Source organism: Roseburia sp. 499, assembly GCF_001940225.2.
Classification (GTDB): Bacteria; Bacillota; Clostridia; order Lachnospirales; family Lachnospiraceae; genus Petralouisia.
The window spans coordinates 2,851,662-2,874,665 of record NZ_CP135164.1; the positions used below are offsets into that span (position 1 = coordinate 2,851,662).

At 38.6% G+C, this 23,004-nt stretch carries 23 protein-coding genes; 4 read left to right on the forward strand and 19 right to left on the reverse strand.

The window, feature by feature from the left end:
• Positions 1 to 19: 19 nt before the first annotated feature.
• From BIV20_RS13970 to BIV20_RS13990, 5 genes are all read right to left on the reverse strand, one after another.
• Positions 20 to 1,060, reverse strand: coding sequence for a peptidyl-prolyl cis-trans isomerase (locus BIV20_RS13970; protein ID WP_075722001.1), 1,041 nt, complete (start codon positions 1,058 to 1,060; stop codon positions 20 to 22).
• A 97-nt stretch (positions 1,061 to 1,157) separates the two neighbouring features.
• Positions 1,158 to 4,688: a transcription-repair coupling factor gene (gene mfd, locus BIV20_RS13975; protein WP_075722000.1), complete on the reverse strand. Its 3,531-nt coding sequence runs from the start codon at positions 4,686 to 4,688 to the stop codon at positions 1,158 to 1,160.
• Between the two features lie 31 nt (positions 4,689 to 4,719).
• On the reverse strand, positions 4,720 to 5,280 hold the full coding sequence (gene pth / locus BIV20_RS13980; protein WP_075722028.1) for an aminoacyl-tRNA hydrolase: 561 nt from the start codon (positions 5,278 to 5,280) through the stop codon (positions 4,720 to 4,722).
• A 35-nt stretch (positions 5,281 to 5,315) separates the two neighbouring features.
• Positions 5,316 to 6,137, reverse strand: coding sequence for an undecaprenyl-diphosphate phosphatase (locus BIV20_RS13985; RefSeq protein WP_075721999.1), 822 nt, complete (start codon positions 6,135 to 6,137; stop codon positions 5,316 to 5,318).
• A 119-nt stretch (positions 6,138 to 6,256) separates the two neighbouring features.
• Positions 6,257 to 8,491, reverse strand: coding sequence for an alpha-galactosidase (locus BIV20_RS13990; RefSeq protein WP_075722027.1), 2,235 nt, complete (start codon positions 8,489 to 8,491; stop codon positions 6,257 to 6,259).
• 218 nt (positions 8,492 to 8,709) lie between these two features.
• On the opposite strand from BIV20_RS13990, the gene BIV20_RS13995 reads away from it, so the two are divergent.
• Both BIV20_RS13995 and BIV20_RS14000 read left to right on the forward strand, forming a co-directional pair.
• Positions 8,710 to 10,434: a GDSL-type esterase/lipase family protein gene (locus BIV20_RS13995; protein WP_158024954.1), complete on the forward strand. Its 1,725-nt coding sequence runs from the start codon at positions 8,710 to 8,712 to the stop codon at positions 10,432 to 10,434.
• Positions 10,400 to 11,401, forward strand: coding sequence for an AraC family transcriptional regulator (locus BIV20_RS14000; RefSeq protein WP_242939888.1), 1,002 nt, complete (start codon positions 10,400 to 10,402; stop codon positions 11,399 to 11,401). Before BIV20_RS13995 ends, BIV20_RS14000 begins: the two co-directional genes overlap by 35 nt.
• 24 nt (positions 11,402 to 11,425) lie before the next feature.
• Here BIV20_RS14000 and BIV20_RS14005 read toward each other — a convergent pair whose 3' ends face one another.
• The 13 genes from BIV20_RS14005 to BIV20_RS14065 all read right to left on the reverse strand — a co-directional run bounded on the left by BIV20_RS14005 (position 11,426) and on the right by BIV20_RS14065 (position 18,817).
• On the reverse strand, positions 11,426 to 12,172 hold the full coding sequence (locus BIV20_RS14005) for a glycoside hydrolase family 16 protein (protein WP_075721997.1): 747 nt from the start codon (positions 12,170 to 12,172) through the stop codon (positions 11,426 to 11,428).
• 165 nt (positions 12,173 to 12,337) lie between these two features.
• Positions 12,338 to 12,658 (reverse strand): hypothetical protein, encoded by a 321-nt coding sequence (locus BIV20_RS14010; RefSeq protein ID WP_075721996.1) that lies wholly within the window; start codon positions 12,656 to 12,658, stop codon positions 12,338 to 12,340.
• A gap of 79 nt (positions 12,659 to 12,737) precedes the next feature.
• Positions 12,738 to 13,610 (reverse strand): IS3 family transposase, encoded by an 873-nt coding sequence (locus tag BIV20_RS14015; RefSeq protein WP_075721300.1) that lies wholly within the window; start codon positions 13,608 to 13,610, stop codon positions 12,738 to 12,740.
• Positions 13,561 to 13,908, reverse strand: coding sequence for a transposase (locus BIV20_RS14020; protein ID WP_075721299.1), 348 nt, complete (start codon positions 13,906 to 13,908; stop codon positions 13,561 to 13,563). Before BIV20_RS14020 ends, BIV20_RS14015 begins: the two co-directional genes overlap by 50 nt.
• A 440-nt stretch (positions 13,909 to 14,348) precedes the next feature.
• Positions 14,349 to 14,564 (reverse strand): Imm74 family immunity protein, encoded by a 216-nt coding sequence (locus BIV20_RS14025; RefSeq protein ID WP_242939887.1) that lies wholly within the window; start codon positions 14,562 to 14,564, stop codon positions 14,349 to 14,351.
• A gap of 65 nt (positions 14,565 to 14,629) precedes the next feature.
• Positions 14,630 to 15,049 (reverse strand): hypothetical protein, encoded by a 420-nt coding sequence (locus BIV20_RS14030; protein ID WP_075721994.1) that lies wholly within the window; start codon positions 15,047 to 15,049, stop codon positions 14,630 to 14,632.
• Positions 15,050 to 15,191: 142 nt separating this feature from the next.
• A complete protein-coding gene (locus BIV20_RS14035) occupies positions 15,192 to 15,680 on the reverse strand; it encodes a hypothetical protein (protein WP_143524585.1) in 489 nt (162 codons plus the stop codon).
• 291 nt (positions 15,681 to 15,971) lie between these two features.
• A complete protein-coding gene (locus BIV20_RS14040; protein WP_083655318.1) occupies positions 15,972 to 16,319 on the reverse strand; it encodes a hypothetical protein in 348 nt (115 codons plus the stop codon).
• Between the two features lie 7 nt (positions 16,320 to 16,326).
• Entirely contained in the window at positions 16,327 to 16,647 is a 321-nt protein-coding gene (locus BIV20_RS14045) for a hypothetical protein (protein WP_075721992.1), read from the reverse strand.
• A gap of 36 nt (positions 16,648 to 16,683) precedes the next feature.
• The gene (locus BIV20_RS14050; protein ID WP_075721991.1) at positions 16,684 to 17,892 is read right to left on the reverse strand and encodes a pre-toxin TG domain-containing protein; all 1,209 of its coding nucleotides are present in this window, start codon (positions 17,890 to 17,892) and stop codon (positions 16,684 to 16,686) included.
• On the reverse strand, positions 17,889 to 18,206 hold the full coding sequence (locus BIV20_RS14055) for a hypothetical protein (RefSeq protein ID WP_075721990.1): 318 nt from the start codon (positions 18,204 to 18,206) through the stop codon (positions 17,889 to 17,891). The genes BIV20_RS14050 and BIV20_RS14055 overlap by 4 nt, the downstream gene beginning before the upstream one ends.
• 13 nt (positions 18,207 to 18,219) lie before the next feature.
• Complete coding sequence (locus tag BIV20_RS14060; RefSeq protein ID WP_075721989.1) at positions 18,220 to 18,549, reverse strand: hypothetical protein; 330 nt, start codon at positions 18,547 to 18,549, stop codon at positions 18,220 to 18,222.
• 1 nt (position 18,550) lies between these two features.
• Positions 18,551 to 18,817 (reverse strand): hypothetical protein, encoded by a 267-nt coding sequence (locus BIV20_RS14065; RefSeq protein WP_143524584.1) that lies wholly within the window; start codon positions 18,815 to 18,817, stop codon positions 18,551 to 18,553.
• 167 nt (positions 18,818 to 18,984) lie between these two features.
• Here BIV20_RS14065 and BIV20_RS14070 point away from each other — a divergent pair, with 167 nt between their 5' ends.
• Together BIV20_RS14070 and BIV20_RS14075 are read left to right on the forward strand one after the other, a co-directional pair.
• The gene (locus BIV20_RS14070; RefSeq protein WP_075721987.1) at positions 18,985 to 20,469 is read left to right on the forward strand and encodes a hypothetical protein; all 1,485 of its coding nucleotides are present in this window, start codon (positions 18,985 to 18,987) and stop codon (positions 20,467 to 20,469) included.
• Positions 20,470 to 20,807: 338 nt separating this feature from the next.
• Complete coding sequence (locus tag BIV20_RS14075) at positions 20,808 to 22,268, forward strand: hypothetical protein (RefSeq protein WP_075721986.1); 1,461 nt, start codon at positions 20,808 to 20,810, stop codon at positions 22,266 to 22,268.
• Between the two features lie 441 nt (positions 22,269 to 22,709).
• Here BIV20_RS14075 and spoVG read toward each other — a convergent pair whose 3' ends face one another.
• A complete protein-coding gene (gene spoVG / locus BIV20_RS14080; RefSeq protein ID WP_075721985.1) occupies positions 22,710 to 22,982 on the reverse strand; it encodes a septation regulator SpoVG in 273 nt (90 codons plus the stop codon).
• Positions 22,983 to 23,004: the final 22 nt, after the last annotated feature.

Consider the following 23,004-nt stretch of genomic DNA (forward strand, 5'->3'; position numbering starts at 1 on the left):
TTCCTGAAGCCCTTGCTTTCTATTCACTCTCTGTACTATCTGTGCTCTCCGTCTCTTCCTGCTTCATCGTAAATAATTCATCAAACTTTACTTTTTTCCATTCAGATTCGTTTATTTCGTATTTTGCGTTTTCCTTGTATCCATCACACACTTCTGTATAATGATCTGTTTTTCTCTGACTTACAATAGATTCCTTCTTTTTCGCAGTTGCTTCTTCATCAAACGTACTGTCCATGCGGATGACATAGTAGTTATCATCATCCTCCAGCAATCCGCTAATCTCACCATCCTGCATTTTGTCTGCCTGCGCAATAACTGCCTCTGCAAAATTGCTCTCATCGGTTCCATAAGAATAAGTTGAAACGGTATAACCTGCCTCTGCCGCAGCTCCGTCAAAATCTGCCTTTGCTTTTTCTACATATGCGTCCACAGTATTCTTTAACTCTTCTTTTTCTTCCTCTGTATATTCTACTGTATTTCCATCTGCATCTGTAGTCGAAGTCTTGCTGATTCTTACATAACTAAAGGTCTTCTGTGCAGCTTCTTCATCGGAAACTTCTGTATCTACCTCTGCTTCAATCGCAGCCTGCATTTTTGTCTGAATCGTATCCAGTCGAAGCATTTCTTTCACATATTCTTTTGTTGCTCCAATCTGTTCAATCGCATCCTTGCTGTTATCTGACATAAACTTCTCAGCAGCTTCATCCATAGCGGTTAATTCATCCTTTGTAATCTCCACGCCATAATCTGTCATATGATCTTCTAAAAGATACAGCAATTCTATATTCTCTGCCACCTGACTTTTTACGGTTGTCTCCATATCGGTGCCATTACCACTCATATCCTGAGACCAATAATCTGCTGTTCCATACATATATCCTAAATATCCATCGTATACGGCCTGCTGGAACTTTGCCATAAAATTCATAAATCCAAGGGAAATTTCTTCTCCATTCAGTGTTGCCCCTGTTGCATCTTTATCAATCTTGCCACATCCTGTTAATGCAGATGCTCCCATTACCGCTGCCATAAGTAGTGGCAGTAATCTTTTTGCCTTCATAGTTTCCTCCTACGTTTCCTTTTCTTTTTTACATAAAAGATATTATAGTTCTTTTTTTCGAGGCTATCAACATTTTTCAGTCGATTTAACAGTTTTTTCACTTTTCTATCAACAGTGCCTGCGTATCTTCCAATACCTGCTCTGCCACTTCTAATGCCCCTTTGTTCTTTTGACGTGTATTATGCCCTCTCACATATTCAAAATAAGGTGCCTTGGCATCCCTTACAAACTGAAGTGCACCTTCATATTTCTCTGCCATCTGAGCAATATTTGCCGGATTAATCTTTGCCTGATTATAAAATGTAAATTTAATTTTATCTCCATTTTCTTTAATTTCAGTGTAATAGCAACTATGCGCCTTAGCCTTTAATTGTGCAATCGTCAAAAGATTTTCCACGGATTTCGGTGGTTCTCCAAAACGGTCTATCAGTTCTTCCAGCATTTCTTCACTTTCTTCCTGATTCTCAATTCCCGTAATCCGCTTATAAATATCCAACTTCTGAAATTCATTTGGAATATAAGTCGGTGGAATAAATGCATCCATATCCAGCTCAATAGTGGTATCGAACTGTTCCGGTGTCTCAATTCCCTTCAAAGACTTCACTGCTTCATTGAGCATCTTGCAATATAAATCATATCCTACCGCTTCCATATGCCCATGCTGCTTTGCCCCTAACAGATTCCCGGCACCGCGAATTTCTAAATCTCGCATAGCGATCTTGAATCCACTTCCTAACTCTGTAAATTCTTTGATGGCAGACAAACGTTTCTCTGCAACTTCTTTTAACATCTTGTTCTGTTTATACATTAAAAAGGCATAGGCGGTACGATTGGAACGTCCTACTCTTCCTCGAAGCTGATACAACTGGGATAATCCCAGATTATCTGCATCATGGATAATCATGGTATTTACATTGGAAATATCTAATCCTGTTTCAATAATTGTGGTAGATACCAGTACATCAATCTCTCCGTTAATAAACTGATACATAATATCTTCCAGTTCCCGCTCCTTCATCTGTCCGTGGGCAAATGCTACATTTGCCTCCGGTACCAGTTCTGCGATTTTGGAAGTCACTTCTGCAATCTGGTTTACCCGGTTAAAAACATAGTATACCTGGCCGTTTCTAGCCAATTCCCGGTGAATTGCTTCCCGCACAATCTCTTCATTAAACTCCATAACATACGTCTGGATTGGCATACGGTCCATTGGTGGTTCTTCCAACACACTCATATCTCGGATTCCAATCAAACTCATATGGAGTGTTCGCGGAATCGGCGTTGCCGTTAAGGTCAGAACATCCACATTTTTCTTCATCTGCTTAATTTTTTCCTTATGGGCAACACCAAAACGCTGCTCTTCATCTATAATGAGAAGCCCCAGATCCTTGAATTCTACATCTTTAGAAAGTACCCGATGGGTTCCAATCACAATATCAACCATACCCTTTTTCAGGTCTTCTACCGTCTTCTTTGTTTGACTGCTAGTACAAAAACGACACATCAAATCAACTCGCACCGGAAAATCCTTCATACGCTGTACGAAATTATTGTAATGCTGCTGTGCTAAAATTGTGGTAGGCACAAGGTAAACCACTTGCTTTCCTTCCTGCACTGCCTTAAATGCTGCACGAATGGCTATCTCGGTCTTTCCATATCCCACATCACCACAAATCAAGCGATCCATAATCTTGGTGCTTTCCATATCTTTCTTCGTGGCTTCAATGGCAAGTTCCTGGTCCTCCGTTTCTTCAAACGGGAACATTTCCTCAAATTCTTTCTGCCATACGGTGTCCGGACCATACTGATAACCTTCGGTCTGCTGACGAATTGCATACAGTTCCACCAACTCTTTTGCAATCTCTTTTACAGCGCCCTTTACGCGGTTCTTTGTCTTGTTCCACTCTTGTCCGTCTAATCGGTTTATCTTCGGCTTCTTCGCGTCTGCTCCTGCATATTTTTGAATTGCCTCTAACTGGGTAGCCAGGATATACAAGGTACTTCCCTTATCATATTCAATCTTGATATAATCTTTTACGGTCTTTTGAATCTCTACCTTTTCGATTCCACGGTAGATTCCCACACCATAGCGCTCGTGTACCACATAGTCCCCTACACTTAAGTCGGTAAAACTCTGGATTTTCTCGCCTTCGTATATCTTTCGTTTCTTCTTCCGCTTCTTTTCTCCACCGAAAATATCACTTTCCGAAATCACTACAAACTTAATATCCGGATACTCAAATCCCTTTTTCAGCTTACCATAAGCAGTCATCACCTCTCCCGGCTGCACCTCATGGTTAAAATCTTCACTGTAAAAGCAACTCAATCCTTCATTTTGCAAATCCTCTGCCAAATGTGATGCACGGGTTCTAGAACCAGACAATAAAATTACCCGATACTTATTTTTCTTATACCGCTGTAAATCCTTTATTAACAGTTCAAAGCTACGATTGTATGGATTTACTGTTTTTGTCTGTATGTTAAATCTATATTTTATTTCCAGTTCATTTGTTTTTATATCAAGAGTTGTAACAGCTACACATTTACGATGTTCCAACATCGCCAGAATCTCTTGTCCCGAATACAGTGCTTCCATTTGCCCCGGCAGAATATATCCCTTTTCCAGACGATGCTTCATACTCTCGGAAAATTCCTGTTCCACCACGCGTCCTTTTTCTGCAATTCGTGCCGGTTCGTCCAAAAATATCATTGCATCTTCTTCGCAAAAATAATCAAGAAAGGATACTGTCTTCTCCAGAAAATAACTGAAATAGCTGTCCAGACTTCCTACGCGGCCCATTTCTGTTACTTCTTCCTTCAGTGCATCCACTGTTTTGCGAATCCGATGTGCTTCCTCCGTCTTCATTTCTTTTCGAAATGTTTCATAGAGTTTCTGGGTGTCTGCTTCTATTTTTTCCAATCCCCGTGTAATCTGCTCTTCCGACAACACCACTTCGCAGGCAGGATAAATCCGTACCTCCTCCAAATTCTCAATAGAACGCTGACTCTCTACCTCAAAGCTTCGAATTGAGTCAATCTCATCCCCCCACAACTCAATGCGGTAAGGCACATCTTCTGTCAACGGAAAAATATCCAGAATGCCCCCTCGAACCGCAAACTGTCCGGCACTTTCAATCTGGTAATTGCGCTCATATCCCATTTGCACCAATTTTTGCTTCATCTCTTCCATATTCATGGAATCCCCAACAGAATAAGTCAAAATTCCACTTTGCATATTATTAAGAGGCGCCATCCGGTCCATCAACGCATCAAAGGTGGTAATAACCGTCACTTGCTCCTGCTCTAACAACGCCCTTACTGCCTGCAACCGTTCCGCAGTCAGCAGGTTTCCTCGAATATCTGACTGATAAAACAACACATCCTTAGCCGGATAATACACCGCTTGTCTGTCGAAAAAACGATAACTATCATATATATCTCGCGCCTTCTGCTCATTAAAAGTCACAATCAGACTTTTCTTCTTTTGCTGAGATAAGCTATAAATCAAATGAGGCTTCTGGGCATCAATGCATCCAGAAACCTGTATGATTCCTTTCTCTTTGGAAAGTGTATTCTTTAATTCTTCATATTCTTTTAAACCCAATAAAGGCTCTGTAAAACTCTTCATCCTTCCTACCTCAACCTCATGAAACGTAGTATTAATTAAACAGATTCATCGCCTTATCTGTCTCCCCGTTTACCATATATCCTACTGCTTCTACTGCTTTGTCAAAAGCATCTTCCACCTTTTCCCGGTCTTCCTTGGAAAAATGGCCTAACACATAATCCGCTAAATCCCAACCCTGAGGCTTTTCTCCAACGCCAACCTTAATTCGCTGGAATTCCTGTGTTCCGACGTGAGCAATAATATTCTTAATTCCATTATGCCCCCCAGCGCTTCCTTTCTTACGGATACGCAGTTTCCCCGGTTCCAGACTGATATCATCATAAATAACAATCAGATTTGTCTCCGGTTCTACTTTGTAAAAATTCAGAATGGCACCAATGCTCTCACCGCTTAAGTTCATAAAAGTCTGTGGCTTTACCAGCAATACTTTCTGCCCTTCCACCATACCACTTCCACAAAGTGCCTTGTGCCTATTATCTGATACTCTTATATTATATTTCTCTGCCAGCCGGTCAATGACATCAAATCCTACATTGTGTCTTGTTTTTTCATACTTGGCAGTAGGATTTCCCAAGCCTGCAATTACATACATAATCTTTTCCTCTTTCTGCTTCTTTCTAAACCACATTACCGTATTACTCCAAAATAAAGCAATACAATGGCACCTAATATAATACGATACCATCCGAATACCTTAAAGTCATGCTTTTTGATATATCCCATCAGGAAACGAATCACAATGACAGATACTACAAAGGATACAATCATTCCTGTAAATAGTATTCCCAATTCCGTTCCCGTAAAATCAAATCCAAATTTAACAAGTTTCAAAAAGCTTGCTCCAAACATAACCGGAATAGCCAAATAAAAAGTAAATTCAGCAGCTGCTGTACGAGCCACTCCAATCATCAATGCTCCGATTATGGTTGCCCCGGAACGTGAAGTTCCCGGAAGCACTGCTGCAACCAACTGAAATACCCCAATCATTGCTGCCGCTTTATAAGTAATGGCATCCGTATTTCTCATAGTTGCCCGCTGTCCCTTATTGTGATTTTCTACAATAATAAATACAAGACCAACCAACATCAGCATAACAGAAACGACCCAATAATTATACAAATGCTCATCCAGCCAGTCATCAAACAAAATACCAATTACAGCTGCCGGAACACATGCTACTAAAATTTTTCCCCAAAGATTCATAATTTTCATATCTACAAATTCTTTTTTTCCCGGCTTAAAAGGAAAAATCTTATTCCAGAACAACAGTACTACTGCTAAAATTGCGCCTAACTGTACCACCACCAAAAACATGTTCCAAAAATCCTTGGATACATCCATCGGCATAATTTCTTCCAATAAAATCATATGTCCGGTACTGCTGACCGGAAGCCATTCTGTAATTCCTTCTACGATTCCGTAGATTGCTGCCTTTAAAATTTCTAACATATCTTTTCCTTTCTATTCAAAAATCCGCTATAATCATGTATACTACATTGCCTTGTACAGTATATCACATTATAACGGATTTTTAATAGAAATATCTTCAAATTTTTCTTAATATTTTTCTAACTCTGGAAGAACTTCAAATCACTTTCCGCTTGTTTGTCAACCTTAGCTTTCAAATAAATCAACTTTCCACGAAAATCCCCCCAAAGATTCTCTATCTGTAACCCTCCATACATCAAGGTACTTCCAAGGTAAACAGTATCTTCTCCCTCAATATAGTACTTTTGGTTCTCATCCAAACCATCCAGATAAATTCTTCTACTGTGACAATTTGCTCTCCCCATTACCTGAATAAAAGTAATCAGCACTTCTGATTTATCCTTTGCCACTACTTCATAGCAATCATATTCATGATTTTCCTGATAAGAAGCAATTCTATAATAATCTCCGGCACGCACTAAATCATTGTATTTATGATACATTTCCACCTGTGTCGGTATCATATCATGGTCTTCCTGATGGATTTTCGTTACATCCAATTCATATCCAAACGTTCCCGCCAATGCTACATATCCTCTGGTTTCAAAAGGTGTTTTTCTACCCACTGTATGATTCGGGCAATCTGATACATGCGCTCCTATGGCAGATAGCGGATAAATCATAGATGTTCCTTCCTGAATGGACAGTCGTTCTATGGCATCGGTATCATCTGAACACCAAATCTGCGGACTGTAATACAACATTCCTGCATCAAATCTGGCACCGCCACCGGAACAATTTTCCAGCAACACATGAGGGAACTCCTTCGTAAGTCTCTCCTGCATCTCATATACCGCAAGTACATATCGGTGGCTCAGCTCTCCCTGACGTTCTGCCGGTAATCCAAAACTTCCCAAATCACTCAGCTGACGATTCATGTCCCATTTTACATATTCGATATTAGCGCTTCTTAGAATTTTCGCTACTTTTTCATAAATATAGTTCACAATTTCCGGACGGCTCAAATCCAACACCAACTGATTTCTGGCAAGGCTCGGTGTCCGATTCGGCATCTGAATTGCCCAATCCGGATGTTCCCGAAACAGGTTAGAATCCGGAGAAATCATTTCCGGTTCGAACCAGATTCCAAACTTCAGTCCCATTTTATTTACTTCCTCGACCAAATGCTTCAGTCCACCCTGAATCTTGCTCTCGTTGACTTCCCAATCCCCTAGGCTGGTATTATCATCATTTCGATATCCAAACCACCCGTCATCCATAACAAGCATTTCAATTCCAAGTTTTGATGCTTCTTTTGCAATGTCTAACAATTTTTCCGTATTAAAGTCGAAATAAGTAGCCTCCCAGTTATTAATGAGAATCGGGCGTTTCTTATCTTTATACTCACCTCGCATCAGATGATTGCGGTATAAATCATGATATGTTCTTGTCATTTTTCCAATTCCCTGATTGGAATATACCATAACAACTTCCGGCGTTTGGAAAGTGTCTGCCATTTTTAACTCCCAGCAAAAGTTTTCCGGATGAATTCCCATCATTACGCGCATACTATCAAACTGGCTCTGTTCCACCTGCGCCAGAAAATTTCCGGAGTATACAAAATTTAGTCCGTAGACTGCCCCTTGCTTCTGATTCGCTCCCTTTTCCAACAACGCCAAAAACGGATGCTCCTGATGAGAAGATTCTCCACGCATGGAACCACAGCTTTGCTTTCCATAACCTACTGTTCTTCTTTGAAGTCTTCTTTCTCTCGCCCAGGAACCATGCATCGTAAGCATTTCAAATTCTCTATCATTATCCATATCAAATGCCGCAGACATTACCTTAGTAAGATAAATCGTCTCTTTTCCGGCATTTTTCACCTTCACACTTCTGGTAATAGCATCCAATTGATGAAACGCTGTATAAACTAATGTTACCTCTAGTCCTAATACTTTGTCCTCCAAAATCAATTCCAACGTATCACATTCTGCCGCTGTTCCCCAAGTAGCTGGAAGTCCTGTAAGTTCCGGTTTTCCCGGATAAATCCGATGACTCTTATACAAAAGCAACACACCTTCGTGCCCTTGCTTCGTACGAACCTTAATCGCTCCTTCCCGATAATCTCCGACACCGCTACCCGGATATTCCATCGGAAAAGAGTCCAGAAATGAATTTCGATCTCTTCCGTTTTCTGACGGCACAAAAGGATTTTCTCCAGTACGCATAAGATATCTAAAATCATCATTCCCTAATTTTCTTCCATAGTAGATATGTCCAACAAATTTTTCTTCATCTACAATTCCAAGAATATAACTGGTATTCGGCGTATCAAGTTTAAACACACCTGTTTCTTTTTGATAACTGATACTCATGATTATTCCCTCGCCTTCTTGTTTCTTCATCTTACACACATCACGAAACTCCAATCTTATGAGTTGAATATAGCATTTTGCATTTCTTTCTGCTATAATATTTTATTATAAAAATCGTACAAATCTATTTTAAAAATTGGGATTTTGAGGTGAACAACATGAATTCTTTTTCTTGTATACAAAAGATAAAAAAATTTTTTTGCCTAACATTAGCTTTCATGCTATTTGTTCAATGTAAAACCGTTGCTGCAGCAGAAGATGAAACACTCAGTCCAGACAAAATGTCGCAGGAGGAAATCGAAGAACTAAACCTTTGTAATACGTTGGACACACCGCAGGAATTAACGATTAAAACAGCCTCGAAAGGATATCAGTCAGGTACTACATTGGTTTCCTTTTTAGGTGACAGTATCACAACCTATCTGGATTATACCGATTACGGAACCGCAGGCAATTATTACAACGAAACACTCCTGCCAATAGAAACTACGTGGTGGATGCAAATTCTTCAAAGAAACAACTGGTCTTTAGGCGTGAATGAATCGCTAGGCGGTTCCCGAGTGACATGGGACGGACAGACTGAGGATAGCGTGTATCATGTTGGAAACGACTATTATATGGCTTCCGATACCAGAATTGCTAAACTCGGTGCAAACGGAACGCCGGATAAAATTTTTGTGTTTGGCGGAACAAATGATATTCTCTCTCAAGGCGAAGTAGAAATTGGAACAGTGAAGGAAAACTACTGCTACGGAAAAGTGGATAATTTTGCAGATGCTTATTACACAATGATTACAAAAACAGAAGAACAATACCCGGAAGCAGAAATTATCTGTTTACTACCTTACCATACGATTTATTCTTTAGCTTATCCAGACATCGCGCAGGATACCGAACAAGTCTGTGCCATCATCACAGATATCTGTAATACCAAGGATATCCTGTATGTAGATTTACGCACAATCGGATTGGAAGGTCAAAACGATATGGAAACCCAAGACTATGTGCATCCAAACGAAAACGGAATGAAAAAAATCGCAGATTTCGTTTTGGCAGAGATGGAGCCGAAGCATGGTCTGGTAGAAAAGGATGGAAAATATTATTACTATGATGAAAATAGCAAAAAGGTAAAGGATAGTTTGGTGGAATACGAGGGAAATACCTATTATTTTCAAGAAGATGGCAGTGCTGTTACCTCAAGACGAATAGATGATTCCACCAATGACTTTGTAGTTTATTTTGATGAAAATGCCCATATGGTCAAAAATAAACTACAAAAAGATCCGGACTCTGAAAATGTCTGGTATTTTAATAATGACGGACACCAAGTCTTTGATGAATTCGTGAGATTAGAAGATAAAGTATATTATTTCGATAAAAACGGCAATCAGTATACGGATGAATGTTATCAGGATGAAACTGGCAAAATGCATTTTTTCCGTAAAGACAGCACAATGATTTATAATGATTATTATTTTGATGGCGACTGGACGTACTATCTACAATATGACGGAACACCAATGAAGAGTCGAATGTCTTACGACCCGGAGGGAACGGGCGTTATTTATTTTGATGATTATGGTCATATGTTATTCAATACCTTTTATTATTGTGAAGATGTCGGATATACCTGCTATTTTGCAGGAGATGGACGAGCATACTTTGATCAGATTACTTTTGTAGGTGATAAAGTCTACTACCTAAACGGAAATGGAAAAATGGAAGATTCTGGATGGTTTCAGTTTGCAAACGGCAGGGATTATGGATATGCCAACGCTGACGGAACACTGTTCACTTGTGGATTCTCTTATGACCCCAAAGGAAGAGTGGTATTCTATCACTGGAACGGCATGGTAGCAAGAGGACTAATCAACGATGGACAGTGGTACTATAATATGGATACGACAGATGGACATTATTTGGGACAGTTTCCTTTCCCTTAAAAAAGTGAAAAGTTCTTTAAACACCCGAACCAAAATCGTACAAATCTATTTTAAAAATTGGGATTTTGAGGTAAACAATATGAATTCTTTATTTGAATATTCAGATTCGCTCAATGCGCCTTACGAATGTTTTTACGCTGATAGCGCAAAGAACAGCTATTTTCCTGTACGCCCTCACTGGCACTATTTTGCAGAACTCCTTTACTTCCAAAAGGGAAATGGAATTGTTGAGTGCGACAATAAGAGCTTCTACACCTCTCCGGGAGATTTAGTTCTATTTTTGCCCCAGACAATCCATAGCATTTACATTGCTACCGATGTTCCTCTGGGCTACTGCGTATTAAAATTTGATTTAGGACAACTCTTTCCCGCAACAGACCACTCTTCCTCCACGTTTTCCGGCATTCATATCCCAAGTCTCTTTGCACATGCAAAAGAAGACCCAAATGCCTGTGTTCATCTCACTGCCGAACAACTGAAGCACCTCTCCATAGAGGAGCTTTTTGTTCGATGCGTTACAGAAATGGAACACCAGCAATATGGTTACCGAATGATGATTCGCTCCTGTATCCAAACAATTCTGTTGGAAATCGTCCGTATCTGGCGCGAGAATGGCTTTGATACAGACCAGGCATTTACCCCGCCTAAGGATACAGATTCTCTTGCCTCCATTACCGAATATATCGATACACATGCACACCTTCCGCTCAGAGTAGAAGACTTGGCAGAACGATGCCACATGAGCTATTCCTATTTTGCAAAAACTTTTCGGGAAACTTATGGACAATCCTGCAAAAAATATATTGAATTTGTCCGAATTTGTAAGGCGGAAGACTTATTGCGTTTTACCAATTTAGACTTGAATTACATCAGTCAGGAAACAGGATTTTCCGATTGCAGCCACTTTATTCGAGTATTTAAACAACAAAAAGGGATAACACCCAAACAGTTTCGGATGAAACTGTAGGGTGTTATCCCTTTTTATTCTTTCCTATTGATATACTCTTACATAATCAATCTCAAATACATTACTTTCGTCCTTTTTATTTTCTATATCATATAAATCCAACATAATCTGCATTGGATAATCCGGACTTTGATTAATCACCTTTATTTTGTTTCCATTCAAATAAAATGTTATTTTATCTTCTTCCCACTTCAAGGCATATGTGTTCCACTCTTTTACATTAATAGAGAACTTTTCTTCATAAAATTCATCTTTTATATTTCCGTCTGCAAATGGATGTACTCCGTATCCAATTACTGCATATTCATCTGCCACATTCCATCCTTTTAATTCAAATAAACATATTTCTGCTGCTTGTGAGGGATTTTCCTCTACACCAATCAACCACAAAGCTGCTACATTTTCTTTTGCAATATTACACCGTGCCTTAAATTCAATATATCCATATTGTGGTGCCACTTTCAGCTCTCTACGTTGGAATTCACGGACAACCAATCCTTCTGTAAAATGATGCTGACCGATATCACTTCCCACCTCTCCCGAAAAAACACCTGTCTGAAGATTCGAAACCCGAACATTACCATTCCACTCCGGACACCATGGCTCCTGTTCATCAGAAATATACAAAGTCAATATACTGTTCCGAATCTTATAACTAGGGATTGTCTTTTTACGACTGCTCCACTGTGGCAAATAAGTAGGCAACCAATATTCTGTATTTAATTCCGTTCCTTCAAAATCATCATCCATAACTAAACTATATTTTTTCATGCTATCGCTCTCTTTCCTTTTTATAAACTGGCAGTTTAATTTTAGAAAACAATTCTATCTATGTCAAGAATGACTCAAAATCACCACTTCCTATTTAATCCCAATAGAATTTAACTTTAAAACCTAAAACTATATAATCTAAACACCACCTTGTTTGCTTCTAACTTATGTGTGCTTTTGAGGATTATAGTTTTTATATGCCAATTCTCTCGCCTTTATCTTAATATCCTCAGTCACTAAATCCGAAAAATTAAATTTCCCTTCTTTTATCGAAAAATACTCTTGAAATAATTTCTCTTTTTCAACTAACATACATAAATCGGTACACCAAGGATACTGCATATTTAATTGAAGGGGTTTTAAGCATGCTTTTCTTCCCTGAGCTATCCATATACTCCTTTTGTTTTCTAATTTCAGCCATGATAATATCTCCAAAACTATAATATTAAGATTTTCTTTATCAATATATAGTGGTTCAGTTGTCAAGACAAAAATCTAAGACTTTTATAATGAACTGATATCCATGGTTAGAGGAAGATAGCTTCTCCTCAGTGACAGTCTCCAATTAAGCAGCATTCTTAGCAGCGTCATATAGCATAGCCGGATAGTATACAGATGCTGGAGGAACATTACCGATTGCAGAATGGCAACGCTCAAAGTTGTACTTATGAATATAAGCAGCGATAGCCTGACGTGCTTCTTTGATATTTTTCCATTCGGTAAGATATGCTTCTTCGTACTTGAATGTACGGAACCAGCGTTCAATCATGATGTTATCAGCCCAACGGCTTTTTCCATCCATGCTTTGCTTGATTTTGTTTGTTTTAAGAAAATCCTTGTATTTTTGACTGGTAAATTGGCATCCTTGATCTGAGTTAAGGATTTCTGGTTTTGCAACTTTAAATGCTTTTTCACATGCTTCTATGCAGGCACGTGTATCCAAAGTGTCATCCAGTTCCCAGCCTACGATACAACGGCTATGCCAATCTATAATGGCTGTTAAATACAAGAAACCATGCTTCATTGGAATATATGTAATGTCAATTGACCATGCCTGGTTAGGGCGGTCTATGATGGCATTTCTAAGTAAATATGGAACAACCTGTGCCTGTTTCAAGCGTTTTGAAAGATTTGGCTTTGGATATACTGGGTTAATACCCATTTCATCCATGTATCTACGTGCTTTGCGTCTGCCAACTTTATATCCATGTTGTTTAAGCTGGGAAGATATCTGTCTGGCACCCCATGTTGGATTATCCGTGTGAAGCCGATCTATGATTCGTTTACATTCAAATTCTTCATCAGAAATAGGCGTTCCTTTGTAATAAATACTTGTCCTGTTAATGCTGGCAAGCATCGCAACAACAGAAACCGGAAGATTGCTTTCCTTATTCTTCGAATGGTTTTTTACTAAATTTACTCTCGTAGTCAGGTCCAAGCAATTCTTCAGATTTTTTTTTGAGCCAATCCACCTGCATGGTGAGTTGACCGACCTTTTTTGCATATTCAGCTTTTTCCTTACGCTCTGATGCAAGCTTTTCCTTGATATTTTCTTCTCTTTTGTCATCAAAAACAACAGAAGCATTGTCCAGAAATTCTTTCTTCCAGTTACGGAGTAAGTTTGGCTGAATATCATTTTCGGTAGCTATTGTATTTATATCTTTTTCACCTTTAAGCACTTCCAATACGAGTTTTGCTTTGAACTGAGCTGTAAAATTTCTTCTTGTACGAGACATAATTTTTCCTTCTTTCTGATTGATAATAAGAGTATATCAAATTCATTAAGATTTGTCTCAGGAAGTGTCTTAAATTATGATACCATTATAACATAAGAATCACCGCTTTTTTGAACGTTTTTTGTATCTAAAATGCCGCTTTTTGAAAACATTTTATATGATGCTACACATATATTTTTTTATTATTCATATAGAAAAATGCACTCTTTCGCAACGTTATATTACTAAGAGTGCGTTACATCAGCATATTCATTTTTCAATGTTCGTTAGTATACCCAACTCGGAAAAATTCGCTAGCGTCTATTAATTAACATCATGAATTCTTAATTGCTTCGCAACAGCCATGATGGTTAATTAATAAACGTACAAGAATTTTTAGGTTGTTGGGAGTCCGAAAGTATAACCCTAATAAATGTTATTATATAGAAACATAACGGGTTCTATTCAAAAATAATCTGAACCGTATTTCCATTCATACTTTTCTGCACTTCTCGGATGATTCTTTCTATTTTTTCTTTACTTATTTTCTCATTTTCATGCGGTGGCTCCCATGTTTTCATAGTGTCTGTATATGCTACAAACTTTCTTCCTACAAGCATTTCTCCTTCCGCTTTTACAACATAACCATTTTCCAAATCAAACTTAACATAATTCATGCTACCTGTAATTTTCGTTTTCTCACCTCTCAAGAATGACATTCTATACATCACATATTACCTACCTAAAAATAGCAAATAACAATCCCTGCCTTTGCAGATTTAATATCAAAATACGACATTATTTTTCCCCATTGATACTCATATTCTCGACCAGATAAATTTTCTTTATCTGATGGTCCCAAATTCTTTAGCAAAAAATCATCATTTGCTTTTCTTAAATCTTCCAAAATAGTACTATCCATTGTCTGATAATTCATTTTATACTTTTCATCAGCATTACTCAATTCAACTTTTTTTATATTTATTTCGTCAAAATAAATAGTTGTCCAAAAAATCGAACCACATAACTCCAATGGCTTTTTTGATATGTACACTATCCCATTTTTTGTTTTTATCACATTAAATTCATCACTTTGAAGCATATCAATGCTTGTCGTCGGTTCGATAGCATATTTCCCTAATTTCAATTTTCCATTCTTCATTTTTAATCTCTCTTACTTGATTTCATCCATCATATTAAAATAATCTTCAAGGGATACTTTTATGTTTGTTAACTCTATTGCTTGACCTTCCAATCTTTCTAAAAAAACCATTTGCATAATTATAATCAAAATTGGGGTCAAATCATTGTGCAAGTCCTCCTGGTCCAAATTGGGGATTATTGAGAGCCACTCCCTCTGCTACATTCACTTCTCCATGTACTTTATAAGGTGTTAAACTATTCCTATACTCTGCGTATAGCATGCCTTTACCTTCTTCATAGTACGGTTTCACTTGCAATCCACCAAAATTTTTTTGTGCATCATTACCTAAATCTGCAATTGCTTCTTTAGTTGTAGAATATCCTGTAGGGAATGGCTCGCCCATCCAAATAATATCTCCGTCATGTAATATAGTATTTCTATAAGTATCTACACCAACATAAGGATAACTTCCTTGCCAAGCAGTTACAACTTCTGATGGATTACAGTTTTCCCAACATACATTTTCTTTTCCGTATGTTTTTCTAAAGTAATCATACCAGTCCATACCTGTAATTTCTTTATTATTCACAGGTGAACTCCCCCCCTCAAACATCTCCCCTATCTTCTTCACCTCTGCATCATCTAGCAATACTTCCCTGCTAAATCCCTCTCCCTCAAACAACAACTTATTCCCCTTGCAGCTTACCGCTATTCCCGCTGCAAGACTAAGCATTATCGTAATCGGTATCGGCCAGTCAAAGACCTCTCCTATCGCACTGACTCCACATGCCGCTGTATTTCCCGCAAATTCTATCGCTACGGTTCTACCCAGTGCATGCCTCGATAATGGTTTTGATTCTAGTCATACCATTTTGTCCTTGAGCTACGACCATAATATTATAAGAAATATCGTCGGTTCTGTAGTATACTAATGTGTCTTTTATATTACATAATCATATCCTTCCTCTAATTTCAAAACAATATTTTTTTCATACTCATCAAGACTTCTATAACACTCTAACTCTTCCTTTTCAAAACCTAACTTTAATAATGTTGCAATAGCTAAATGTCCAATTGTATATACTCCTACTAAAATATGTAAATCCCCTCTATATTTACTTATCTCTATTAATCTATTTATTATAGCATCTGTTTTATATTGATGCTTAACAATTTCTTTCATTGCATTACTTAGTACAAAGACATTATTTATTTCTAAAAATTCTTGAAGTTGTTCCTCAACATATGCTCCTTCTTGGATTTTTTTTATTATTTTATTATTACTCATTCTTTTATCACTCCTTAAATAAATTAAGTATATATTCTCGTTCTTGTCGATAATTTTCCCATAGTTGTGCTGACACATCTTTTAACCCTAATTCATCTGCAATTTTAATTTCTTTCATATATGCACGTAATTCTTTTATAATTCTAGGATTTTGTTCGTACAATTGTCGCATTCCTGGTAATCCACTAGTTACATCGTCTAAATAATGTTGATATTCATGTATTAGAGCACTCATTGATGCATTTTTATCTATTATCAATTGCCCTGGTGTTCCTGGAACTAATCCCGGTGAATATGCCATTGTACCATCTCTATACACTATTTCCACCCCGTTTTTCTCCATTTCATTAATTAATTTATCCCATTAATTAGGATTAGACTCAAGTCCTGAGCCCAAAACATCTCTTATTGGATCTGATGGATTCTTTCTATAGAAATCTTTAGTATTACCAACCACCTCGTAAGAATTTAATCCACTCTCAAACATCTCCCCTATCTGCTTCACCTCAGTATCATCCAGCAATACTTCCCTGCTAAATCCCTCTCCCTCAAACAACAACTTATTCCCCTTGCAGCTTACCGCTATTCCAGCTGCAAGACTAAGCATTATCGTAATCGGTATCGGCCAGTCAAAGGCCTCTCCTATCGCACTAACCCCACATGCCGCTGTATTTCCCGCAAATTCTATCGCTACGGTTTTTCCCAATACCTGCAATGCTTTCTTCAATTCCATTTCCGAACACTTAGTTGCAGCCACCGCTCCACCTAAGGTCACCAAGTCCACGATTGCAAATACTACCTTAAGACCTCGTTCTAAATCACTTAAGTCTTCTCCGGTAATCAAATCTTCTCCGGTGCATGCCTCGATAATGGGTTTAATAATTGTGATATCCAGTACGGACGAAACGAAGCTCAGAAAAGGCTTATCCATGGTATGGTTGAACTCTCCCTGATGCGCAAAGTGTTCCAGATACTCTTCATAACTTGTTATCTCAGTTTCCTTGAACATCTCTGCCGCATTCATGGCCTCATACTGTCCTTCAAATATCCGTGCAAAGTCCTCCACGCATCCACTGGTGGAAACAATCCATCCGGAGCTATTTGGTAAATGTGCTGTTTCTGTATTGGTTCCCAGAAAATCAACAAACGTGAATCTTGTCTTGTTCTCGCTTCCCTTATACTCTCCCAAATAAGGGTCATAGTAACTTTCTGTAATTCCTATCTGATTATTTTCTCCGGCATCAACCCAAAAATCCTCCAGTTTAATCCGGCTGATGGTTTCCGTAGCATGCTGATTGAACGCCTTATATAACGGTTCATCCAAATAATAATTCACGAAATCCGGGAGCATTGGGACATACTCCCATAACACTCTTTTATCCTCCAACAGTCCTTCCAGTTCTGTTCTCTTTGATATAAATCCGGTTCCCAGTCCAACTTCCTGAAGGATTGCATCGCACTCCTGCAGGATACCGTCAATCTCCAGCAAACGCTCTCCACAGCTCATCCACTCTACCGTAGAATTACATTTCGCTTCCCATGAATCACTGACCTTCTTCACTTCTGTATTCATGCGTTCTGCTCCCCTCCTATCTGTCCAATGATCCAATCCACCAATTGTTCTTCATTATAGTACATGGTCCGGTATGCATTAGATATATAGGAAGCTGCCGCCTGATATAAGAATATCATTCTTTGCAAGTGACTTTCAAGGGAATTAAAAAATAATTTTACTTCTTCCTCTGCCATTCCCTGATAGCCTCCCTCCGAAAGATTCGTAACACACCTCACCGCATATGTATATGCTTCCTGAAGCTCTGCTCCTATGTTTCCAAGTTCTGCAATATAATCAAGAACCTCTTCCCCTATTTTAATCTCGTCTGCCATACTTTCCCTCCTGCTAAATCTTTTCTATATTTCGATATTCCGGAAAATCTGCATAAAAGTTATCTACATTGGTTTCCAACTCCTTGAGAGCATCCTCTGCCTCTTTTAACGGATTCTCTCGTTTTTTTCCACATTTGTCTGTAAAACACTTGTGGTATTCCTGCATCAATTTCAAATAAACCAGAAAGGTATCTCGTTCCTTCCCTTTCCATTCTTCCTGCGTCTCAATACGTTCCGCCAGTTGCTCTACCCGGCTGTAAGAAGACTTCATCCTCTCCTTTACCCCTTGCAAATCTGCCAACAAGCGATTCATATCTTCTCCCGATAACTTAAAATTTCCCATTCTACCTTACACTTCCTCCGCCATGATTTTGTCTAAGATTCTCCCGTTCCCTTCTGCGCGCTTCTTCCTGCCGTCTTTGGCGCTCTAACTCATCGTAATATTGTTCCTCATAAACTTTCATTTCACGGTCTTCCCGTTCCACTTCTCCTGCCCAATATTCATACTGGCTCTGCGCCTCCTGACACTTAGACTTTACATAGGAAACACCTATTGTATAATGTTGCTCAATCGCCTTCACTGCTACACGATTTTGTTCCTCCTTTTCCATATAATAATCTCTCGGAATCTTTAAGCCAGTAAATATAAGGCTTTTAGATTCCTTTTTTATTAAAATCCCCCACTTTTTTATCAAAAACACTTGACAAATCCATCGAAAAATGCGGCGCTTCGCGCCCTTATTTATAAGACATATTTTTCGATTGGAGGCGATTTTATTTGTTACCTGTTAACTGTGGCAGTCATTCCGACTACCAAAACTTTGTTGTCAAAAATTTACGTAAATATTATCCTAACCCTGATTCCATTGCCCGCTCTACGTGGGATATCATTGATCGTTTTTGGAATCTCGATCTTTCCTACACGGATAAAAGACTAAAAAGCAGATACTCTGTCTTTGGACCTAAACCAAGGACTCCTTCCTGCATGCACCGTTCCTACCTGCTGTCTTTGGATTTTAAAGTTACTTCCCTCACTGAGTGGGCTGCACAACTAAAAATCAATCCACTTTTTGCCATTCTCAGCGGTTTTGAATTCGGTAACACTCCCGGAGTTGGTACTTTTTATGATTTCCTTAATCGTCTTTGGGATTCTGATGAAGACAACATGACTCCTCATATACATCCCATTAAGGCCACTGTTAAAAAGCCTTCTACAAAAGGTGCTAAAGCTAAATCTGTTGAAAAGGTATCTGTTGAGCAGCTCTTACAGAAACTGGAAGACACTTCTTTCTCCATTTCTGAACAGCCTTATGGCTCTCTGTTTGACCTTTATAATCAGGAATTCCTACAACAGTCTGTTTCTAAAGGGCTTATTAATCCCAATGCACTGGCTCTCGCCGGCGATGGTACTCCTTTTGTTACTTCTGCAAGAGAACGAAAGCATCGTGTTTGTGATTGTGCCTCTAAAGGTATCAATGACTGTTCCTGTGACCGCTACTTTTCCCAACCTGATTGTGACATCGGATGGGATTCATCCCGTTCCTGTTTTTATCATGGATACGATTTATATATGCTGACTGCTTCTGATTCAGAAAGCGACCTTCCTGTTTTCCCTTTGCTGAATCCTGCCTCAAGACATGATTCCCACGGCTTTCTGCATACCTTTTTCAGAATGAAAAGCTTTTTACCTGAATTTAAAATATCCAAGCTGCTTCTTGATTCCGCACATGATGCCATGCCTGTTTATAAATACTGTAAACGAAAAGGTATTACTCCTTTTATTGACCTGAATGAAAAACGGGGCATTAAAGTCAAATATAAAAATGACTTTACCATTGGCAAGGATGGTGTTCCTGTATGCAAAGAAGGTCGTCGAATGAATCATGATGGTTCAGAACCTGCTAAAAACAGAATAAAATACCGCTGTCCTCTCGCAAGCAGAAAATACGGCTGCTCATGCGAGCATCCCTGCTCTGATTCCAGGTATGGAAGAACAGTTCACCTTGCCACAAAGGACAATCCACGATTAATCAACATACCGCCGCGTGACAGTGACGAATGGAAAACGGAATTTAATGCAAGAACTTCTGCAGAACGTTCCAATAAACGTGAGAAATATGATTTTCTATTAGAAAACGGCAGACACCGCTCTAGTAAGATGTGGTACTGCCGCCTCTATAACATCATGATGCTGCAACATCTTGATGCATGGGATTTGCCCTATGAATCCACCCTACAAAAGTTGATTTTAGAAGTGGCATAATCCTATGATTATTATACACCTTTTTTAAGACATAGCGACAGTTATGTCTGTTTCTCATGCTTATTTTTATTCATTTCGGATAATATTCACTTTTCAATGTTCTTTACCAGCTGTGCTGGATATAATCACTCAGAATTCCGAGAGATTATTATAATAATCTCTCGGAATCTTTAAGCCAGTAAATATAAGGCTTTCAGATTCCTTTTTTTATAAAATCCCCCACTTTTTTGTCAAAAACACTTGACAATCGCATCAAAAAATGCGGCGCTTCGCGCCTATTGATTAATAAGAACCGTCGTTTGCGGCGGCAATCATTTTTCGATATGGAGGCGATTTTTATGTTACCTGTTAACTGTGGCAGTCATACTGACTACCAAAACTTTGTTGTTACTAATCTTCGTAAATATTATCCTAACCCTGATGTTCTTGCTCGTTCAACTTGGGATATCATTGAACGTTTCTGGAACCTTGATTTATCTGAAACCGATGTTATTCTGGCTGATAAATATTCCAAATTCGGACCTGCTCCAAGAACTCCATCCTGCATGCAGCGTTCCTATCTTTTATCCATCGATTTTAAAGTTACTTCCTTAACAGAATGGGCTGCTCAGCTTAAAATCAATCCTCTTTATGCCATTCTTAGCGGATTTGAAGTAAGCAACACTCCTGGTGTTGGAACTTTTTATGATTTCATTAACCGTTGTCTGTGGGACTCCGATGATAGTCATATGTCTTCTCATATCCATCCCCTTAAGACAAAGGTTAAAAAACCTAAATCTAAAGGAACAAAAGCGGATTCTGTAGAAAAAGTTACCGTTGCTGAACTCCTTCCCGAGTTAGAAAACACGGAGTTTCATCTGGATGATCAGCCTTATGCTTCTCTGTTTAAAATCTATAAAAAAGAATTCCTTGATAGTTCTGTCGATAAAGGACTTATTCATAAAAATGCTTTAGCACTTGCCGGAGATGGAACTCCTGTTGTCACTTCACACAGAGAACGTAAGCATCGTGTCTGCAAATGTGACCGTTACTTTTCCCAGCCCGACTGCGATATCGGATGGGATTCATCTCGTGATTGTTTTTATCATGGGTATGACTTATACATGCTTGTCGACGCTGAAAGCGACTTGCCTGTATTTCCTCACTATTCCTGTGCCTCCAAGCATGATTCACATGGATTTTTACATGCTTTTTTCAGAATGAAATCATTCCTGCCAGACTATAAAATCTCAAAGGTACTATTAGATTCTGCCCATGATGCCATGCCTTATTATCAATACTTTCAGCGTGAAAATATCACGCCTTTTATCGATCTTAACGGCAAAGGTGGCAGACCACCTGTCTATAAAAACGACTTTACCATTGATAAGGATGGTGTACCAATCTGTCCATGTGGTTTTCGTATGCGCCGTGATGGTATTGAAATTTCAAAAGGCAGAATGAAATTCAAGTGTCCAAAAATCAGCAGGAAAAATGGTTGTATTTCCTGCACCTGCGATAATCCGTGCTCTGATGCCAAATATGGGCGTACCGTTCATTTGGTAATGAATGATAACCCAAGATTATTTAATAATCCACCAAGAAGCAGCAATGAATGGAAGCTGGAGTATAACGCAAGAACATCTGCGGAACGTTCAAATAAACGTGAGAAATTAGACTTTAAATTAGAAGACGGCAGACACCGCTCAACAAAGATGTGGTACTGCCGACTCTATCACATCCTGATGCTACAACATCTGGATGCATGGGATTTGCCATTTGAATCTACCCTCAGAAAGTTGATTTTGAATGCAGCATAATCCTATTGTCTATAATACCACTTTTTGAAACATAGTGAAAGCTATGTTTATTTCTCGTGCGATTTTTTCGTTCCACATATAATATTTACTTTTCAAAGTACAATGCCGGGTTTCCGCCGGCATGAACACTCAGGATTCCGAGAGTTCATTAAATTTATATAGCACCACTTTTCGCAGATTAGTTTTATTCAATTTTCTTCGTTTCGGATATTTTACTGAATTAGCAGCTTATCGAATGACAAGCTATGATTATAAATCCCCTAATTCCCCCTTATCCTTACTTATCCCTCTAAATCTGAAATTTATTGTAATGTTTTTTACATATATTGTCAATGAGAAATTATACCTAAAAACAGTGGTCGATAACACTATCGACCACTGCCTGATAAACCCTCATAGTACTTAATACCTTCTTAAATACTAAAAATCCTTCTCAAAACCCTATTCTGCTTCTCCTGCGGCAATTTCAGCCTGATATTTCTCCAGAATAATCCGCTGAATCCGTTCTCTTGTCTGTGAATTAATTGGATGTGCAATGTCACGGTATTCCCCATCCGCTGCCTTACGGCTTGGCATTGCAATAAACAATCCCTTCTCTCCTTCAATTACCTTGATGTCATGAACAACAAATTCCTCATCGAGTGTAATTGAAACAACTGCTCTCATTTTACCTTCTTTTTCTACTTTTCTAATTCTCACGTCCGTAATTTGCATAATTGCTGCCCCTTTCTATATG

Excerpts from the sequence above, each read along its gene's own strand:
- BIV20_RS14055 (WP_075721990.1), bottom strand. The coding sequence starts at position 18,206 with ATGGCAGACGAGATTAAAATAGGGGAAGAGGTTCTTGATTATATTGCA.
- BIV20_RS14025 (WP_242939887.1), bottom strand. The coding sequence starts at position 14,564 with ATGAATTATGTTAAGTTTGATTTGGAAAATGGTTATGTTGTAAAAGCG.
- BIV20_RS14000 (WP_242939888.1), top strand. The coding sequence starts at position 10,400 with ATGGACATTATTTGGGACAGTTTCCTTTCCCTTAAAAAAGTGAAAAGT.
- BIV20_RS14075 (WP_075721986.1), top strand. The coding sequence starts at position 20,808 with ATGTTACCTGTTAACTGTGGCAGTCATACTGACTACCAAAACTTTGTT.
- BIV20_RS14030 (WP_075721994.1), bottom strand. The coding sequence starts at position 15,049 with ATGAAGAATGGAAAATTGAAATTAGGGAAATATGCTATCGAACCGACG.
- BIV20_RS13995 (WP_158024954.1), top strand. The coding sequence starts at position 8,710 with ATGCTATTTGTTCAATGTAAAACCGTTGCTGCAGCAGAAGATGAAACA.
- BIV20_RS13970 (WP_075722001.1), bottom strand. The coding sequence starts at position 1,060 with ATGAAGGCAAAAAGATTACTGCCACTACTTATGGCAGCGGTAATGGGA.
- BIV20_RS13985 (WP_075721999.1), bottom strand. The coding sequence starts at position 6,137 with ATGTTAGAAATTTTAAAGGCAGCAATCTACGGAATCGTAGAAGGAATT.
- BIV20_RS14060 (WP_075721989.1), bottom strand. The coding sequence starts at position 18,549 with ATGGGAAATTTTAAGTTATCGGGAGAAGATATGAATCGCTTGTTGGCA.
- BIV20_RS14040 (WP_083655318.1), bottom strand. The coding sequence starts at position 16,319 with ATGAGTAATAATAAAATAATAAAAAAAATCCAAGAAGGAGCATATGTT.
- BIV20_RS13990 (WP_075722027.1), bottom strand. The coding sequence starts at position 8,491 with ATGAGTATCAGTTATCAAAAAGAAACAGGTGTGTTTAAACTTGATACG.
- BIV20_RS14005 (WP_075721997.1), bottom strand. The coding sequence starts at position 12,172 with ATGAAAAAATATAGTTTAGTTATGGATGATGATTTTGAAGGAACGGAA.
- pth (WP_075722028.1), bottom strand. The coding sequence starts at position 5,280 with ATGTATGTAATTGCAGGCTTGGGAAATCCTACTGCCAAGTATGAAAAA.
- mfd (WP_075722000.1), bottom strand. The coding sequence starts at position 4,688 with ATGAAGAGTTTTACAGAGCCTTTATTGGGTTTAAAAGAATATGAAGAA.
- spoVG (WP_075721985.1), bottom strand. The coding sequence starts at position 22,982 with ATGCAAATTACGGACGTGAGAATTAGAAAAGTAGAAAAAGAAGGTAAA.
- BIV20_RS14065 (WP_143524584.1), bottom strand. The coding sequence starts at position 18,817 with ATGGAAAAGGAGGAACAAAATCGTGTAGCAGTGAAGGCGATTGAGCAA.
- BIV20_RS14050 (WP_075721991.1), bottom strand. The coding sequence starts at position 17,892 with ATGAATACAGAAGTGAAGAAGGTCAGTGATTCATGGGAAGCGAAATGT.
- BIV20_RS14020 (WP_075721299.1), bottom strand. The coding sequence starts at position 13,908 with ATGTCTCGTACAAGAAGAAATTTTACAGCTCAGTTCAAAGCAAAACTC.